Here is an 18550-nt window from a genome sequence, read left to right as displayed (position 1 = left end):
ATTCATATGGAGGATTTTCTATTAACAACATGCCAAATATGATGAATTGGTAACGTATACAAATAAAAACAAAATCATTCTAAACTCTAAGGAGGAATAAATGTTATGTTAACCCGCAAACAAAGCAACCTGTCTCGCGGAAAAAGAAAAACCGTATGTGCACTACTCGCTTTTGCCACACTTGCCGGTCTTATTGCCGGCTGTTCTAAGGAAACTACGGCGCCTTCAACGAATGACCATGGAAATGGAACCCAACAAACTAGCAGCTTTTCCTATTGGTCGATCTTGGATGCGAATGCTTCCTCCTCCGTTACTCAGCTTGGCGAAGTCGAGTTTTATAAAGCATTAGAAAAAAAAACCGGAATCAAAATTGATTTCTCCCACCCTCCGGTGGGCAGCGAGGATGAGCAATTCAACTTGCTTATCGCTTCTAGGGATCTGCCGGACATGATGGAATATGGTTGGCTAGTATATCCTGGTGGTCCGGAGAAAGCAATCAAAGACAACGTTATTATCGAACTCAATAATCTGATCGACCAACATGCCCCTAACATTAAGAAGTATCTCGACGAAAATCCTGAGCTCGCCAAACAAGTAAAGACAGATAACGGCGTGTTGTATGTCGTGCCATCCATCGGAACCGGTACTGTAAACACGTTCAGCGGCCCGCTTGTACGTAAAGATTGGCTGGAAGATCTAGGTTTACAGACACCCGAAACCATTGATGAATGGACGACGATGCTGCGCAATTTCAAAGAGAAAAAGGGAGCCACCGCACCATTAACGATGTTACTTAACCGAAAAGAAGATGACATCATTGTCGGAGCATTCGGTGTCAATCGCCAATTCTACTTAGATAATGGACAAGTAAAGTTCGGTCCGATGGAGCCTGCCTTCAAAGATTATCTCAGCTTAATGCACAACTGGTACAAAGAAGGATTACTCGATCCTGACATTGGAGCCAATGACAAGAAAACGCTTGATGCGAAGATGGCCTCGGGTAAATCCGGTGCCGTTTATGGTTTTGCTGGAAGCAGCATAGGCGTTTATATGAATGCTAACAAAGATAAAGATCCGAAATACGATCTGACGGCCGCACAATATCCGGTACTCCAAAAAGGCGACGAGCCTAAATTTGTTAATATAGCCGATCGTTATCGCATGACTGGAAGCGTTGCCATTACAACGAAAAACCCTGATCCGGTAGCCTCGATCAAATGGCTCGACTATTATTTCACCGAAGAAGGCAATATTCTGAAAAACTTTGGCGTCGAAGGGTTGACCTACACAAACGAAAACGGCTATCCAAAATATACGGATTTGATTATGAAAAACCCTGAAAAGCTTTCAATCGCTCAAGCCATGGGCAAATATTTGAGAGCAAATTATCCGTCGCCAGGCTTCGTGAATGACGATCGATATTTGGAACAATATTACCAGCTTCCACAACAGCAAGAGTCCATAAAAATATGGGGCAAATACGAGAATAATACAGTAGGCGTAAAAATGCCTTTAATTAGCGCTACGCCGGAAGAGTCGCAGCAGCTCGCCAAAATTATGGCCGAAGTGAACACGTATGCGGACGAAATGTATATCCGATTCATTCAGGGCCAAGAATCACTCGACAACTTCGACAAATATGTAGAGCAAATGAAAAAAATGAAAATCGAAGAAGCGATCCAATTGCAGCAAGCTGCCGTGGAACGTTTCAACAAAAGATAACAACGAGAGAGGTGAGCAACATGCCGCAGTTACCGTCCAGCCAGACAGCTGCAGCCAAGGTTCAACTAACCGGGGAAGCCCCCGAACCGAACTTCGGCCGCAGATTAATTAGGGATCTTGTCCGCAATAAGGCAATTTACATCATGTTAATTCCTGTCATTGCCTATTATGCAATTTTTCATTATGGGCCGATGTATGGAGCTATTATCGCCTTCAAACAATTCAATATTGCCTCGGGTATCTGGGACAGTCCTTGGGTTGGCTTTCAAAACTTCAAAGATTTTTTTGAGAGCTTTTACTTCTGGCGGGTACTACGCAATACGGTACTAATCAGCGTATATCAACTGCTCTTCGCTTTCCCGGCGCCTATCATCCTTGCGCTGCTATTGAATGAAATTTCAAAAAAATGGTTCAAGAAGATCGTTCAAACGATCTCCTATATGCCGCACTTTATTTCCTTGGTCGTTGTTGGCGGTATGATTACGCAGTTTATGGCGCGCGACGGCTTTATTACGGATATTATCGTTTGGTTCGGCGGTGAGAGAACCGCGCTTCTGGCACATGCAGAAAACTTCCGTACCATCTTCATTTCCTCCGGGATATGGCAACAAATTGGATGGGGTTCAATCATCTATCTCGCTGCATTGTCTGGTATCAATCCCGAACAATACGAAGCGGCTACCGTCGATGGTGCGGGTAGATTAAGAAAGCTATGGAATATCACCTTGCCAGGGATTATGCCTGTCATCGTCATTCTGTTTATAATGCAGGTCGGTCATATGATGGATGTCGGCTTTGAAAAAGTCATCTTGCTTTACAATCCGAATACTTACGAAACCGCCGATGTCATTAATTCTTTTGTTTACCGTAAAGGTTTGGGAGGCAGCTTTGAATACAGCTTCACGACCGCTGTCGGCCTATTCCAATCCATCATAAACTTCACCCTGCTTATTAGCGCGAACTTTATCAGCCGCAAATTAAATGAAACAAGCTTATGGTAGTTTACAGAAAAAAGGCAGGAGGAAATTTTGTGCATAAAAAGTCATTTGGCTCCTTGCTGTTCGATATAGTAAACGTCATGCTCATGTGCTTACTCATCATCATAACAGCATATCCCTTCATTTATGTTATTTTTGCTTCGTTTAGTGATTCCAATATGCTGGTCAGCCACACAGGTTTATTGTTTCAACCGCTCGGATTACAGTTAGATGCTTACAAAATGGTATTTTCTAACCCTAATATTTTATCCGGGTACGGAAACACGCTGCTAATCGTTATCGGCGGCACCGTGATTAACTTGATGTTTACGTCTCTTGGCGCCTACGCTCTATCCCGTAAGGGACTAATGCTGATCCGACCGCTGACGATCGCGATTGTATTTACGATGTTTTTCTCGGGTGGCTTAATCCCTGTATATCTGCTCGTGTACAACGGACTGAACCTCGGAAATACATTGTGGGCGCTCGTTCTGCCAACGGCTATCTCCACCTTTAATCTAATCGTCATGCGTACTTCATTTGCCGCTGTTCCCGATAGTCTGATCGAATCAAGCAGAATCGACGGTGCCGGAGAATTTACGATATTGATTAAAATCGTTCTTCCCCTATCCATGCCAGTCATCGCGGTTATGATCTTATATTACGGTGTTGCACATTGGAACTCTTGGTTCTCTGCGATGATTTATTTACGTGATCGGGAGCTTTATCCACTTCAACTCATTTTGCGTGAAATTCTTATCCAAAACAGTGTAGATTCTATGACCAGCGCAGCCGGAGGATCTGATGACAAATTTTCCATTGGCGAAAGTATTAAATATGCAACCATCGTTATTGCTACAGTACCGATCCTGCTCGTCTATCCGTTTCTGCAGAAATATTTTGCTAAAGGCGTAATGGTCGGTGCCATCAAAGAATAAGTGAGAAAGGAATGATAGAGAATGCCTATACCACATACCGATTTCTTCGGCGTCTGGAATAAAGAGACTAAAGAATGGGCCGAAGCAGGAAAATTGAAGTACGCCGATTACCCGAATTTAAATCTCGTAGAATCCTATGTCAAGCATGGGGATTACGAGAATGCCGAAATTGAGCTCCTTCAATACTTCCAGCAGCGGCAGACGAGAACAGCACCACCTTATGAGAGCAACGCAGCAAACGCCAAACTTGCACCTCTGCTCGAAGACCAAATTATTCCCGTACTGAAAGAAACGTATTTGGATACGTTCTATGTCAACCAAACACCCTCCACCTTTTCATTGGATTTACTCACCAATGTTAAGACAGCGGTGGGCTCCGACAAGATGATCAGCTGCATGCTTATGGGGCGCAATAAGGGGAACGCACCCGCTTATATTTATAGCAACCAACATGACGGAGACTCCCCCGTTCTTATCGTAGAATACATCGTTCATCAAGGGGCATACACTGCCCCTCTCGTCCCTATCATGGATACGTATATTCGTGGTTTCGACAACGGTGATCATAGCCAGGAACCGCTGATCGAGGTGCTGGAGTCCGGCTCTCCTTATGACAAATATACAAGAAAAGCTTATCTGAAATTCGATTTATCCAGCATTCGTGGCGACGTGACATCTGCGACACTGCAATTATCGGGGTACACCGATTCCAAAGAACCCGTTGGCGTCATGGTATTCCAAACCGGTGATACCGCTTGGGATGAACATACGATTACTTATGATACTCACAATGGGAAAACCTTCTCTTGGCAAGGAATTTCAGGTGGCACGGATTGGATCGGACCTCCCGCAACAGTCTCCGACAACCAATATCCGATGCAAATCGGAAACTTTACGTGGCTGAATCCTCTTATCGCCGAATACGCCGCCACGAACAATGAAGCTTACGCGGCCAAATATATCGATTATATGGTCGATTTTATTCAAGATGCCGAGCAATACATCACTCCCGGCGCCATCAATATGGGAGCCGGCACCTTCCCGAAATGCTTCCAAGCATCTTTGCGGGCAGCGAACTGGGTGAAAGCATACCATTTGTTAAGAGATAGCCCCTCCATGAATGCCGAAGATCATACGATGATAATAAAAGCATTGTGGAAAAAAGCGGCGGCATTATCGACGGAAGCCGGTTATGACCCCCGCAACAATCATGGCATCTATGAGACTCAAGGTTTGTATAGCATCGCCGTTTATTTTCCGGAATTCACCGAATCAGATGACTGGATTGTATTGGCCAACAGTCGGCTAGACGCACTAATCACCAAATTGAATTTCAGTGATGGTTCTTATTCCGAATCAAGCTCCAGCTATTCGATCGGCGCCGCGGATGCCTGTATGGCCATTAAGTCTTTAGGCCAGATGAATGGAAAAAGCTTCAGCGAGACCTTTGATATCTATCTGAGAAGGATGGGATATTATATCACCGATCTCGCCTTTCCGAATGGGTATCTTCCACTCTTCGGCGACGGCAGCAGCCTAAACAGCAGAACTACAGTTAAAAGATTGGGCGAGCTCTACGAAGATGAAGCACTACTGTACTTAGGATCGGGAGGGGAGTTAGGAGCTCCGCCTGCGCATACCTCCTCCATCTATCCGATTAGCAAATCGGCTACGATGCGCAGTAGTTGGGGAGCCGATGCTAGATACTTATTCATGAATGTGAAGCAAGAACCCTCTCACAGACATACAGACGACAATAGCATTATTTATTATGCATACGGGAGGCAGCTGCTCGTCGACCCGGGCACCTATTCGTATAGTAACGAACCCATCTCTAACTGGCTGCGGTTTTCTACGGAAGCGCATAACACGGTTGAAATCAATCAGCAGTCCCAAGACCTGACCGAAGGAGCATTACGACATTGGACCGATAATGACATCTTTAATTTTCTAGAGGGCGTTATTTATAATGTGCCTGGTTTCGTCTATTCTCGCGACGTCCTCTTCTTAAAGTCTTCCTATACCATCATATCGGATTACATCCGTGCACCAGAAGGCAAGCATCAGTATCGCCAACATTGGCATTTCCTTCCTACTGCAAATGCTGATCTGGATCCTATCACAAAACAAGTGCGGACGAACTTCCATGATCATCTAGGCGATATTCTCGTTATCCCCGCCAACCCGGAACAATTATCTGATGCGGTTATGAAAGATGGCTATTATTCCAACGCCTTCTATACCGTGTCCAACTCTAAATATGTGGCTTATACGAAAGAGAATGCGCTCGGCAATGTTACGTTTGACACCGTTCTCTATCCAATCGCTGGCGGAGAACGATTGGATATCAAAGTTCAGCGACTTGAGCTTTCACCCGACGTACCAATCACGATTGCCAGCTCTCTTCGAATCACCAATATCTGCGAGAATGGTGGAACAGGATATTACTACTTATCACATGAGGAGAAGCCGCGTGAGCTACGCCGATTCGATGCATTTCATTATGACGGAAAATTGGCTTATCTCGAGACAGACAGAAATGGGGACGTCCGATTAGGCATCGTCAAATCAGGGCAAACACTCATACACAGCTCGATCCCACTAATCTCATCCGCTCAAAACATTAACGACATCGCCGTCGAGTGGAAAGGCTCAATTATGGTTATTTCCGGCTCCAATCTCGCTATTGTTGATCTTCCTGAAGGTAATTCCGCGATTGCAATCTATGCTCCTGAAGTAACGGCAATACGTATAAACGGAGATTGCGTGAAGGAATTTACCGCTTATGATAACTACATTTATGTAAAAGTTAGGAGTTGATTAGACTATGCACACGAATAATGTTACGAAGCCGAATGTCGTGATTATTATGGCGGATCAATTACGAGCTGACATGATCACTCCCATGTTCGCGCCTAATATATACAGCCTGTCGCAGGAAAGCTTCCGGTTCAACCGGGCATACTGTACTTCTCCTTTATGCGTTCCCGCACGCGGATCCTTCTTCACCGGGCTGTATCCAAATCAAACCGGTTGTATTATTAATCCTTGGGAGAAGCGGGATGCCGCTCATGGATTCGTAAGGGAAGGTACTTCAAATCTCTACCAACTGCTTGAAAACGAATGGGACAGTTGGCATACCGGGAAACAACATCTGTTGACCGAAGACCGATTTGATCTTTCCAAAGATTCACTCACTCATTGGTTGCCGCTTGAAGGAAGATATGACCAGCACCTCAAGGAGCAAGGTAAACGCAAACCTGGAGGTGCTCCGTTCCAAGGACTCGTTCCGGAAATGACTGGCGGCACCACTACTCATGTAGCAGGGTACTCCATCCCGACAACAGGTTGTTACGAAGGAGGCTTCGACGCTTTTTTCGACGGTTTCATTGTGAACGATGCGCTTCGGGCATTGCGAGAACGGGACCGGAACAAACCGTTGTTTTTAAGTTCCATGTTCCTTGCCCCCCATCCTCCTCTAGAGATTCCTGAGCCTTGGTATTCCATGTACGCTCAGGCAGACATAACACTTCCCGAAAACGTAGGTGTATGGGCGAGGAATCAATCGCCACTTCAGCTCTACAATTTGACTGGAGCGGTCGGCACCCGCTACTCCAGGGAAGAATGGCATCGGGTATGGGCTGTATATGCAGGGCTTGTCCGGCTTCTGGACAACTGCATAGGTCAAATCATAGAGGAATTGAAGGCGCAAGACATCTATGACGATACGGTTCTGATTTTCACGAGTGATCATGGTGAAATGCTGGGTTCCCACCAGCTCTGGCAAAAAATGTGCATGTATGAGGAATCTGTGAAGACACCTTTGTCTATCAAATTTCCGCTTGGATTCGAGTCCTCAACAAATGAAACGGACGCCCTTGTCAGTGCAATTGATATCGTGCCAACATTATGTGATGTTTTAGGTATTCCAGTGCCTAAAGACGTAACTGGGTTATCGTTAATTCCTCTCATTCAAGGCGAAGGCTTGGAGCGCGAACGTCTCTTTATTCAATTCGACGGCAACGGTGGCAGAGGTAACTTCCAACGATGCGTTATCGAAGGAAATTACAAGCTGATCGTCGACATGTTCAAGGATGAGTTATACCTTGAGCTGTACGAGACAGCAGCTGATCCACAGGAACTCGTCAATCTCGCGTTTGAAGAGTTGTACAGGGAAAGAATCAACATGATGCTTGGACATTTAAGGAATCATATGTTGACTACCGACGATTTATTGACATTGCCTGGCGATCCATATACCGCATTCATTCAATCTTATTCATAGTCTAAAAATATGTACAGGAGCAAACACCAATGATAATTTTACAAGAGCAAGATCAAATTTGGTTAAACGAAGTTATCGGTAAACTCGCGCACAAGATGAGCTGGGTCAGCGAAAAATCCAAACATAAAATCCCTTACACAACTATCGACGGGACGCATGACAACCGCATAACTGACAATCCAAACGGCACAGTTACGAACGGAATCAACTGGTGGACTAACGGATTCTGGGGTGGCATGATGTGGCTCATGTTTCATGAGACCGGAATTGAATCATATAAGGAAATCGCCAATTTTTCGGAAGACGCGCTAGATGAATGTTTTCGGGAATATTACGGTCTTCATCATGACGTGGGTTTTATGTGGCTTCCGACCAGTGTCGTGAATTATAAAGTATCTGGTAATCCGAAGTCCCGCAAAAGAGCGATGCACGCGGCCAATCTACTGGCCGGACGCTTTAATTTGGCCGGTGGGTTCATCCGAGCCTGGAACGCTGACGAAGCCTCAGATACGAGAGGCTGGGCAATCGTGGATTGCTTGATGAATCTCCCGCTCTTGTACTGGGCGACTGAAGAAAGTGACGATCCGAGGTTTATGCATATCGCCATGAAGCATGCGGACACCGCTCTTGAAGCTTTCATCAGGCCGGACGGATCCGTTCACCATATCGTTGAGTTCGATCCGTTTCATGGCGGGATAGTTAAAACTTACGGTGGCCAAGGCTACGAAGATGGCTCATCTTGGACTCGTGGACAAACCTGGGCTTTGTATGGCTTTATGATTAGCTATTTGCATACGGGAAAAAAGGCGTATTTACACGCAGCTAAGCGTGTAGCGCATTATTTTATGGCCAACATTCCGGACAATGGCATCATTCCGATCGATTTCCGGCAGCCTAAGGAACCAGCCTATGAAGATTCCACGGCAGCAGCGATCGCTGCATGTGGACTTATTGAAATCGCAAAAGTCGTCGACCCGTATGAAAAGGACGTTTACCTTCATACAGCACTTAAGCTGTTGAAAAAACTGGATGAAAACCGCTGTGACTGGACGACAGGCTCCGATTGTATACTTATCAATGGTTCTTCCGCTTATCATAATAACGATAAACATTCAGCTATCATCTACGGGGACTATTATTTTATGGAAGCTGTTTTCAAATTGAAGGGTAACGACTTAAACGTCTGGTAAAATAAATTTATTGAACCAGCGATGTAGCCTAGCCGGTGGTTATCAGCACCATAATGTCCTGCTCTTTACTGATTAACTCAAGTTTAACATTAAAAAACCCTGTAAGCCGAAGCCTACAGGGTTGATTATTGATTACATTGGCAATAAAACTTGGTAATCAAAAACACGGTCAATTGTGCACGAGTAATTTTATCGTTGGGTCTTATGGAGCTATTGTCCAGGAATTCATAACTGAATAAAGTTCAACAATGCTAAAGCACGTTTCAGCATAACCGCTGCTTGAGCGCGGCTTGCTGTTTCCTTCGGCGCAAGCAGCGTTGCCGATTTGCCGCTCATAATTCCCACATCTACTCCCCATTGAACCGCATCACGAGCAAAGCTAGATAACTGCGCCTGATCAGCAAATGCAACTAATGAAGTGCTTAACTGATTACTTCCAGCACCCGCATCACCTTGCATGAGCTGAACGGCCTTCATAATCATGACAGCCATTTGCTCTCTTGTGATGAATGCGTCAGGGTTGAACTTATTGTTCCCTACCCCTTCTACTAAACCGTACTGAGCTGCTGTATTCACATCTGCTGCATACCATTTTTTTGCTGCAACATCGTCAAATACTTGATCAGTATCTTTAATCATTAAACCTAAGCCCCTTACTAGCAGAGAAGCGAATTGCGCACGAGTAACTTCACCTTCAGGATTAAAGGTTCGATCTGTTATTCCGGTAACAATTAGCTTAGATGCAAGTGCTTCTATATCAGCTTTTGCCCAGTGATCTTTCAAATCTTCGAATACTTTTTTACCTTGCACGATGACATAAATTCCATTCGAGTGATCTTTAATCGTAGCGATTGTTTTACCATCTTTAACAGTAAATAGTGCTGGCACGAATCGCATTTCTCCTGTCACTGGGTCGTACTTCACTACGGTTACTTCATTTAGATTGTGAATCACTTGATCTAATACTAATGTCCGTTCCACATAACCTAGAGAATGGATATCGTATGACGCGTCCTTCGTTTTCAGCATTGCTTTGTATTCAATAAGACCGCTTAGACTCTTCATTCCTTTGTCAGAAATCATATCAAGCTTCTGATCGAGTTCGGTACCTACTTTTTGTAGGGTTACAATAAGCATCGCATCAGCAGCTACATTTCCTTTCATTTCCTGCGTATTTAACATAGCAACAGGGAATTTATAGCTTCCCATTTCAGTATGAATTAACAAGATCGTATCCGGCTTAGTCGTAGCTATTTCACGTAAAGCCTCCATTAAAATGCTAATATCATAACGTTCGTAAGCTCCAGCCACTTCAACAGTTAATGTCGACCCTGCTTGTGCAGAATTCGCAAATTCTGCCGCCTTTTTCGCAAACTGATTCCTATCAAGCGAAGCAGTTATACTATTTTGTGCAGTATCAATGGTTAGCTCAGATTTTTTCGGTTCATATACAGCAGGGTTCTCTGTAACAGGGTGCTCTGCAGCAGGCTTAGTAATGACACTGTTGCCACCACTGCCGTTAACACCTCCACCGTTGTTTCCTCCGCTATTGTTGCTTCCGCCGTCATTTCCTCCGCTAGAAGCTTGATTCGTAATGTTTATTTCCTTCATACCTTGAACGTTTGATCCGTCCGTTGCGGTTGCAATTACTTTGACTGTTCCATCCTTCATTGCTGTTAACAATCCATTTTGATCAATCATTGCTTTATCCGTTGCGCTTACACCATCAGCCTCATAAACGGACCATGCAACCATTTTAATAGAAGCATTAGCTGGGAACAGCTCCGCCGTTAATTTCAGACTTCCGCCTTTTACATTAATCGTTGCTGAGTCATTAGCGGCAGCTAAAGTGATAGATTCAACTTTTACGTCACTACCACCGTTCTCGCCTTCGTCAGAAGCTTGATTCGTCATGGTAATTTCTTTCTCACCTTGAACATTTGATCCGTCCGTTGCAGTTGCAATTACTTTGACTGTTCCATCTTTCACTGCTGTTAACAATCCGTTTTGATCAATCATTGCTTTATCCGTTGTGCTCACGCCATCTGTCTCATAGACGGACCATGTAACCGTGTGATTCGTAGCATTAGCAGGGAGCAGCTCTGACGTTAACTGCAGGCTTCCGCCTTTTACATCAATCACTGCTGAGTCATTAGCGCCAGCTATAGTGATAGATTCTACCTTTACATCATTACCACCATTCTCTCCTCCGTCAGAAGTTTGATTCGTCATGGTAATTTCTTTCTCACCTTGAATGTTTGATCCGTCCGTTGCAGTTGCAATTACTTTGACTGTTCCATCCTTCACTGCTGTTAACAATCCGTTTTGATCAATCGTTGCTTTATCCGTTGCGCTCACGCCATCTGCCTCATATACGGACCATTTAACAATGTGACCAGTGGCATTAGCTGGGAGTAACTCCGCGATTAACTGCAGGCTTCCGCCTTTTACATCAATCACTGCTGAGTCATTAGCGGTAGCTAAAGTAATAGATTCTACACTAACAACCGTAGCTTTCCACTTCGCGTACAATATAATATTTTGATCTTCCACATGATTAGATGAAAAATCCCATTTCTCTGTTAATTCCTCATCCTTGTACCAACCAATGAATATATGACCTTCTTTTGTCGGTACTGCTGGCTCTGTAATTGTGGTGCCTGATGTTACAGAAATACTTTCCACTTTGCTACCACCATTGCTGTTAAACGATACAGTAATCTCATTGATTGGAGGTAGTCCCGTATAATACTCAACTTCAGATATATTCCCATAACCACCATTAGGGGATAAATAACGAATATACCGGTATGCTGTCGCCTGATCAGCAATATTCACTTCAGTCCAACCAGGAGAAGGTTTAGACTCAATCGTATACAGATCCTTAAATCCAGCAGATTGAGACGTATTTGAACCTTGGAATTTCCCACCTGTCATTCTCCATTCATTGTCTGGGCGAGAAAAATAGCGGATAACTTGTATATTACTTCCATTTGATTTGCCTAGATCTATGCCAACATACTGTCCGTCTGCATTTTGTGCATCAAAATGGGTACTTGTATCTCCATCCATCGCTTTATCGAATGTACATGAGGAACAATCTTTATATGATGGACCTGTACCGAAGACTTGACCTGATAGCTTATTTAACTGATTGCTAAGTAAAATTATTGCTTCACCCTTAACACTAGACCCGTCATTAGCCGTCGCTACAACTTTGACCTGCCCATTCTTAGCAGCACTCAGTAAACCACTAGCACTTATCGTAGCTTTATCAGTAGCCGTTTCGTCCAAATTAATAACAGACCATGTCACGGATTTATTTTGAGCGTTGTCCGGAGTAAGAGCTGCAGTCATCTGTAATGTCCCTCGGTTCGTATCAATGACGGATTTGTCTCCATGTCCAGTCACTTGAATACCCGATATGGAAGAGTATAGATTTAAGGTAATAGCATTACCGAATACTCGCACTTCCTCCCCAAGCCCCTTGGTAATTTGAACGTCTCTAACCGTTACAATAGCTGATGGTCTATCACTTGATTTCGCTTTTAAATGTAGTGTAAGCGAATCAAACGATTCAGTGATACCTTCAGAATCCCCTTCAATAACGATGCGCATTTGTCCTGGCGCTATAGCATCCGATGATTTAACTGAAAGACCTGAAATTTGCGATTCAGCTGAGACAAACTCAAGTAATTCAGGATCGTAAGCAATAACGACATCTAACTTCTTAATTTTTTCCGTTTCTTTCAATCCGCTGATTACGTATGTCAAGTCGAAAGCTTCTCCTACTTTAACCGATTCACTACCTTTTAACGCGGATGTTAAACCTATAGGTAAAGGTTGTTGGAATAGATCAAGATCTATTCTCCATTTTTGCAGAGGAGAATCATCCCATGCCCCCAAATTTACATGTACTCCTTCCCCAAGCGAGAGCTGGCTTAGCTGGAGTACCGACCCACTTTTCACATTGGTTAGCTTAAAGTAGCCGTCATTTGTTGGCTCGACTTTCCATTTCTGGTGATCGCCACCTGACCAGAGATTCTGCTGTACAATAGTCTGTGCATCGCTCGGTAGGTTCTGAACCTCAAGCACTTTGCCACTATTTATATTGGTAATTTTATAAATATCTTCACTATCTATGGGCTCAAAACCCCATTGTTGATTTACAGCTGCCTTGAAAGAAACGTTATCTTGTACTATAAAAGTTGGATTGTGTTTAACCTTCAACGATAACCCACTACTTTTGCTGATGATCTGTGTGTTCCCACCCCCAGCATCATTCAGCTTCCACATCTGATTGTCCGCATTACTCAACGTTCTTTGACGTATCTCTTTTCCAGTACTGTCGCTAAGAGAAGTTAGGGCTTTTTGGCTCGAACGGTTCACGATGGTGAAGTAGCCATCGGATGCATCCGAAATAGACCATTGTTGATTATTATTTCCATTCTCATCCCATTCGATAATATCTGCACTATCCGAAGATGAGCCCTCAGAAACGTCAATCGCCTTTCCCGAGTTGACGTTGACGATAGAAGAATAGGTACCATCTCGTTTCACTATTTTCCATAATTGAGCCGGATCTATCCCACCTTGTCCTTGTCCAACTTGTGCATCATCCAGCTTCGAAGCGTCATTGACCTGCAAAAACATGTTACTAAACGAATTTGAGAGTGCATAAGATTTGTCGGAATTAAACGTAGGCAAGCTAATTGTCACTGTAACATCTTTACCCGCTACCATTGCTAATGAGCGTGTATCCACTTTCCCTGGTACCGCAGTAATAAGTGCGCCTGTTGCTTCTATCTTTCCGATTCCTTTTTTGCTAGATAGTAATAGATCCTGATTAATATCGGAGTTCAAGACAGCTGTCATCGTCCCTTGACTCATGTCCCATGAAAGATTTTTAATGGTCGTCTGGTTTCTGCTTCTTGTACCTGCAATGCTTCCTTTTTGCCACTGTTCTGGTAACGCAGGAAGAAGTTCTATCGAATTATCATTCGAATATACCAATGCTTCCATAAGGATAGCTGGTATAGTAATCGATGCATCGGTGCAATACACACTTTGCCAATTACTATTATGTGAAGTCATTAAGCTCAAAAAGAAATAATTATCTGTAAAAAGTGGTTTGATTGCATCATAAACACCAGCACCTCGTTTAAGTCTTGCTTCAACTAGAGCATTATGAACAAGTCCGTGTGCGGCATTTTGACCACTTTCTTGGACGCGGTTGTCTAAGGCTTTCATTGATCCCTCGAAAAGAGCAGAATCTCCTTCCTCAATTTCATGTGCTGGCCACGCTGGATACAAATGGCTGATGTGTCGGTGATAATTTTGATCTTCAATTCCTTCCATCGCCCATTCTTTCAAAGAGCCGTCTGTGTTGTATACATAACTTGGGAGTTTGTTCAACAAACCCTCCCACCTTTGAATATCCTCAGAATGCCCACTTGCCTCGGCAACGTCAATCAGCATTTTTAGCGCATCTTTGGTCGATGCAATATCCATTGTTGCATTTGGCTGAAGTGTTGAAGATTTATTTGAGGGATAATTTTCCGGTGAATAAGTAGGAACCAGAATATACTTACCGTATTTATCCATATAATCTTCCATCAAAAGCTGTTCAAAGAAATTACCTACCTTTGTCAAGTTTGTATACAGAATATCAAGTACAGGTGCCTCTCCACCTTTACCATCAGGTATCTGGCGATTACCAAAAGTTAAATAGTACTCATAAAAAGGCATTAGAAGCCAGCTACCTCCTGAAAGCCAATATTGACCCGGAAAAGAATCATTAGTCGTAAAATGCGTTAATGCCCCGCCCTCGCCATCCGTTCTTGGAGGAGCTAAAATCGCATTTTTGAAGCCGAAAATTCGCTCTGCGTTGAGTTCCCAGTCTTCGATTTGATTCATGATGAGGTTAAAGTAACCTTCCATAGCCTCAGGTGTATTTCCAATGTTGCCGCCAGCAATCTGCAGATTAACGTTCGCATCGGTCGTGAAATCGCCCATCCATTGGGGCATAAATTCACCTGTCCATATCCCCATCAGTCGTGGAGGTCCAAAGCCACTTGAAGAGATGTAAGCATATCTACCGCTATCGAACATCTTCTCAACTAAAGCTGTATTTAATTCTTGTTTGTTTTCTCTTTGCTTATCAAGAAGTTGTTCGCTCGTAAGGTAACGATCTGACAAATCCGCATCCAAATCGAGCTTGACTCTATTCATCATCTCACCATGAATTTCAGCATGTGGGGCTAGCATTTTCGAATAATCAAGTTTTCCATTTTTCGTATACTTCTCTAGAACTGTTGAAATATCGGCCAGCAATTTATCTACAAGCTTGTCATCATTAAGCTCGAAATCTTTATCCTGGCGATCAAGGCTTGTTATTAGAGCAATATGCGTTGCGCCCGAAATATTGACACGCTCATCAACAACGCTTTTGATACCGTCTGTAACGATTTGGGTAACGCCTGCATAACCACCACTTTTTAGTGGCGAATTCGCTTGCGATGCGTATTTCCCTTTTAACGATAAATAGTTGCCTTTCGAATCAACCTTTTTATTCAATGAAATCCCGGTGCTAGCGAAATTCGGCATAGACTTAGCATCGATCTCCACCGTAGCGCTAAAGTCATTCGCTTGTGTCGGCTTTTCCATATATGTAACGATGACATTGTCGGTCCGTGACACAAAAGTTTTTCTCAACCAATCACCTTTCGCATCGCTCCATTGTACACCGAGCTCACCCGTTTCATAATTTGTCCAGCGATCATAATTCATTTGCGTGCCGGACGATGTTAGGTTTAACATAGCCTTGTAACCAGGATGAAACGAGTAGGTGTTGACTATATCCCAGTTCGCACTGCTGTCTCCTGAATATTCACGAAGCCAATTCGACGCTGCTTGATTCACCTTACTAGCCGCATCTTTTCCTTTATCGGACATAACAAGATCACGCACTTCCTTCAAGACACCACTAATATCTGGCGCTTCGCGCACACCGTTATTGGGTACATTAAATCTAGTATTGTTAAAAATAAACGTGTCATTGAGAGGATCTCCATAATCCATAACTCCTAGTAAACCATTACCACTAACCATTGCATCCTTCCACCACGTTGCCACTTGTTTGGAATGAATACCTCGCATCTCCGTAGGCTTGATGTCAGTGCTACTCGCACGGACAACCTGAGGAGCTGTTGCGAACAACGACGTGAAAAGAGCCGTTGTAAGTCCCATCGCTATAATTCTTTTCCTCAACATGTTATCTTCACCCATTTCCTACAAATAATATTAAAGCATTTGTTGTTGTAAAAAGGACAACATTGACCAATATAAAAACAATTAGCATCTCATTGTCATCGACCCCATTTTTAATATTTAAAGTTTTGTTGTTACTACTTATTACCAGCAAAATGATAACGCTTTCATTCTAACATCTAAAAAAAATATCTCTATAACAATATTTAGATGATTTGGTTTTTTTATCACCTATTAGAATTCGCCTTCGAATTTTTTAGGTAACATTTTTGGATATTTGTAGTATTTTTGGGTTTGTGTTTGAAATTCATTTTTTGTACTATTAAAACAAAAAGCCTCCCTTATACATATAAGGAAGGCTTCTTAATATCATTTTTTGCTAAGACAATTTCACCAAGCTATAGTTTTTCTTACCCTTACGGATAATAATAAATCGGCCGCCGATAGCTTCGTTAGCTGTAACTTCCATTCCAACATCGCTAACCTTCTCACCGTTCATCGAAATTGCACCTTTGGTGATATCCTCACGTGCTTGACGTTTGGATGGCTCAATTCCTAAATCAACAAGCCATTCCACGATATTTTTGGACTCTAATGTCGTTTCGTACGTTGGCATTTCCTTGAAGCCCTGCTCGATCTCGTCAGCGGTTAGGGATTTAATATCTCCACTGAACAAAGCTGCCGTAATACGTTTAGCCTGCTCCAACAGCTCCTCTCCATGTACGAATCTGGTCATTTCCTCAGCCAGTGTTTTTTGCGCTTCACGCTTATGCGGTTCGGTTTGCACTTTTTCTGCAAGTCCATCAATTTGTTCTTTCGAGAGGAATGTAAAGTACTTCAAGTATTTCACAACATCACGGTCATCTGTATTTGCCCAGAACTGGTAGAACTCAAATGCGGTCGTTTTGTTCGGATCTAGCCAGATTGCTCCACCAGCTGTTTTACCGAATTTCGTGCCATCAGCTTTTAGCATAAGCGGAATAGTAAGTCCGAATGCTACAGCCTCAGATCCTTCTTTTCTACGAATCAGATCAAGGCCGCTTGTAATGTTGCCCCATTGGTCAGAGCCACCAATTTGCAATTGTACATCTTCATGCTGGTACAGATGCAGGTAATCTAGGGATTGCAGGATTTGGTAGGAGAATTCCGTAAAGGAAATACCGCTGTCCAATCTGCTGGCTACTACATCTTTGGCAAGCATCGAATTGATGCTGAAGTTCTTCCCATAGTCACGCAAAAATTCGATAACATTGATTTTATGCGTCCAATCGTAGTTGTTCACCATGCGAATTTGATTGTCGCCATCGGTTATGAACAGCTTTTTCATTTGTGCAGTAAGTGCATCCACGTTGGCTTGGATTTGCTCCAGTGTCTGCAAAGAGCGTTCGGACTGACGTCCACTTGGATCACCAATCGTACCTGTAGCACCACCAATTAGAATTACTGGACGATGTCCTGCAAGCTGGAATCTTTTAAGTACCATGAACGGAATCAAATGGCCGATATGCATACTGTCACCTGTTGGATCTACACCACAGTACAAGGATACCGATTTTTGATTAGTCAGTTCTCTAAGCCCTTCGGCATCGGTTTGTTGATTGATGGCATCGCGCCATTCTAGTTCGTCGATAATATTCATTGCATAACACCCCTTAAATTAGTAGATATCCTATAACGAATCATTAGTCCGCCAAGCGGAAACGGCTTTGCCGTTCTTTTTAGGACGGTACCGTTTCAGCGAGAAATATAAGGATAATTGATGAAGTAAAACATATAAATCCTTATATTTTAAAAAAACAAAAAAAATCGTCCCCTAGTCTATTGTAGACATAGGGACGATTGAATAACCGTGTTACCACCCAGATTGCACCAATGAAACGCTTATGCTCAAGCATAACATGGATACCACTCTTGACGAGATATCGTTCGCCATTCCGCTCGGTGTTAGCCGAGATACTCCAAAGTGTAATTCGTAAGTCTTAGTGTGTACCGGGTTTCATCAACCCCCGGCTTTCTGGAACAGGGACTAAGCTACTACTGGGCTCCTTCAACGTATATCGTTTATAAGATTACAGCCAGTATAGTGAAATAATTCTTTAATGTCAACTATCTTAAGCTCAGAATGCTAAGACACACTTCTGCTGTGATGCACTACTAGGCATTCCCACT

The 18550-nt window shown here is 43.3% G+C and carries 8 protein-coding genes; 6 read left to right on the top strand and 2 right to left on the bottom strand.

Going from position 1 to position 18550, the window contains the following annotated elements; translation table 11 throughout:
- Window positions 1–105 precede the first annotated feature (105 nt).
- The 6 genes from NSS67_RS15870 (at window position 106) to NSS67_RS15845 (ending at window position 9112) form a co-directional block, all read left to right on the top strand.
- Complete coding sequence (locus NSS67_RS15870) at window positions 106–1722, top strand: extracellular solute-binding protein (RefSeq protein WP_339320418.1); 1617 nt, start codon at window positions 106–108, stop codon at window positions 1720–1722.
- 143 nt (window positions 1723–1865) lie between these two features.
- Entirely contained in the window at window positions 1866–2723 is an 858-nt protein-coding gene (locus NSS67_RS15865) for an ABC transporter permease subunit (protein ID WP_339320611.1), read from the top strand.
- Between the two features lie 77 nt (window positions 2724–2800).
- Window positions 2801–3637, top strand: coding sequence for a carbohydrate ABC transporter permease (locus NSS67_RS15860; RefSeq protein ID WP_339320610.1), 837 nt, complete (start codon window positions 2801–2803; stop codon window positions 3635–3637).
- A gap of 21 nt (window positions 3638–3658) precedes the next feature.
- Window positions 3659–6457, top strand: coding sequence for a heparinase II/III family protein (locus tag NSS67_RS15855; RefSeq protein WP_339320417.1), 2799 nt, complete (start codon window positions 3659–3661; stop codon window positions 6455–6457).
- A gap of 7 nt (window positions 6458–6464) precedes the next feature.
- Entirely contained in the window at window positions 6465–7922 is a 1458-nt protein-coding gene (locus NSS67_RS15850) for a sulfatase-like hydrolase/transferase (protein WP_339320416.1), read from the top strand.
- Between the two features lie 29 nt (window positions 7923–7951).
- On the top strand, window positions 7952–9112 hold the full coding sequence (locus NSS67_RS15845) for a glycoside hydrolase family 88 protein (protein WP_339320415.1): 1161 nt from the start codon (window positions 7952–7954) through the stop codon (window positions 9110–9112).
- 225 nt (window positions 9113–9337) lie between these two features.
- Here NSS67_RS15845 and NSS67_RS15840 read toward each other — a convergent pair whose 3' ends face one another.
- Window positions 9338–16384 (bottom strand): RICIN domain-containing protein, encoded by a 7047-nt coding sequence (locus NSS67_RS15840; protein WP_339320414.1) that lies wholly within the window; start codon window positions 16382–16384, stop codon window positions 9338–9340.
- Window positions 16385–16760: 376 nt separating this feature from the next.
- Window positions 16761–18020, bottom strand: coding sequence for a tyrosine--tRNA ligase (gene tyrS / locus NSS67_RS15835; protein WP_339320413.1), 1260 nt, complete (start codon window positions 18018–18020; stop codon window positions 16761–16763).
- Between the last annotated feature and the right edge of the window lie 530 nt (window positions 18021–18550).

This window comes from Paenibacillus sp. FSL R10-2734 (assembly GCF_037963865.1).
Taxonomy (GTDB): Bacteria; Bacillota; Bacilli; order Paenibacillales; family Paenibacillaceae; genus Paenibacillus_AQ.
The sequence above is the reverse complement of the archived record's forward strand: the minus strand, read 5'-3'. Positions and strand labels throughout refer to the sequence as shown.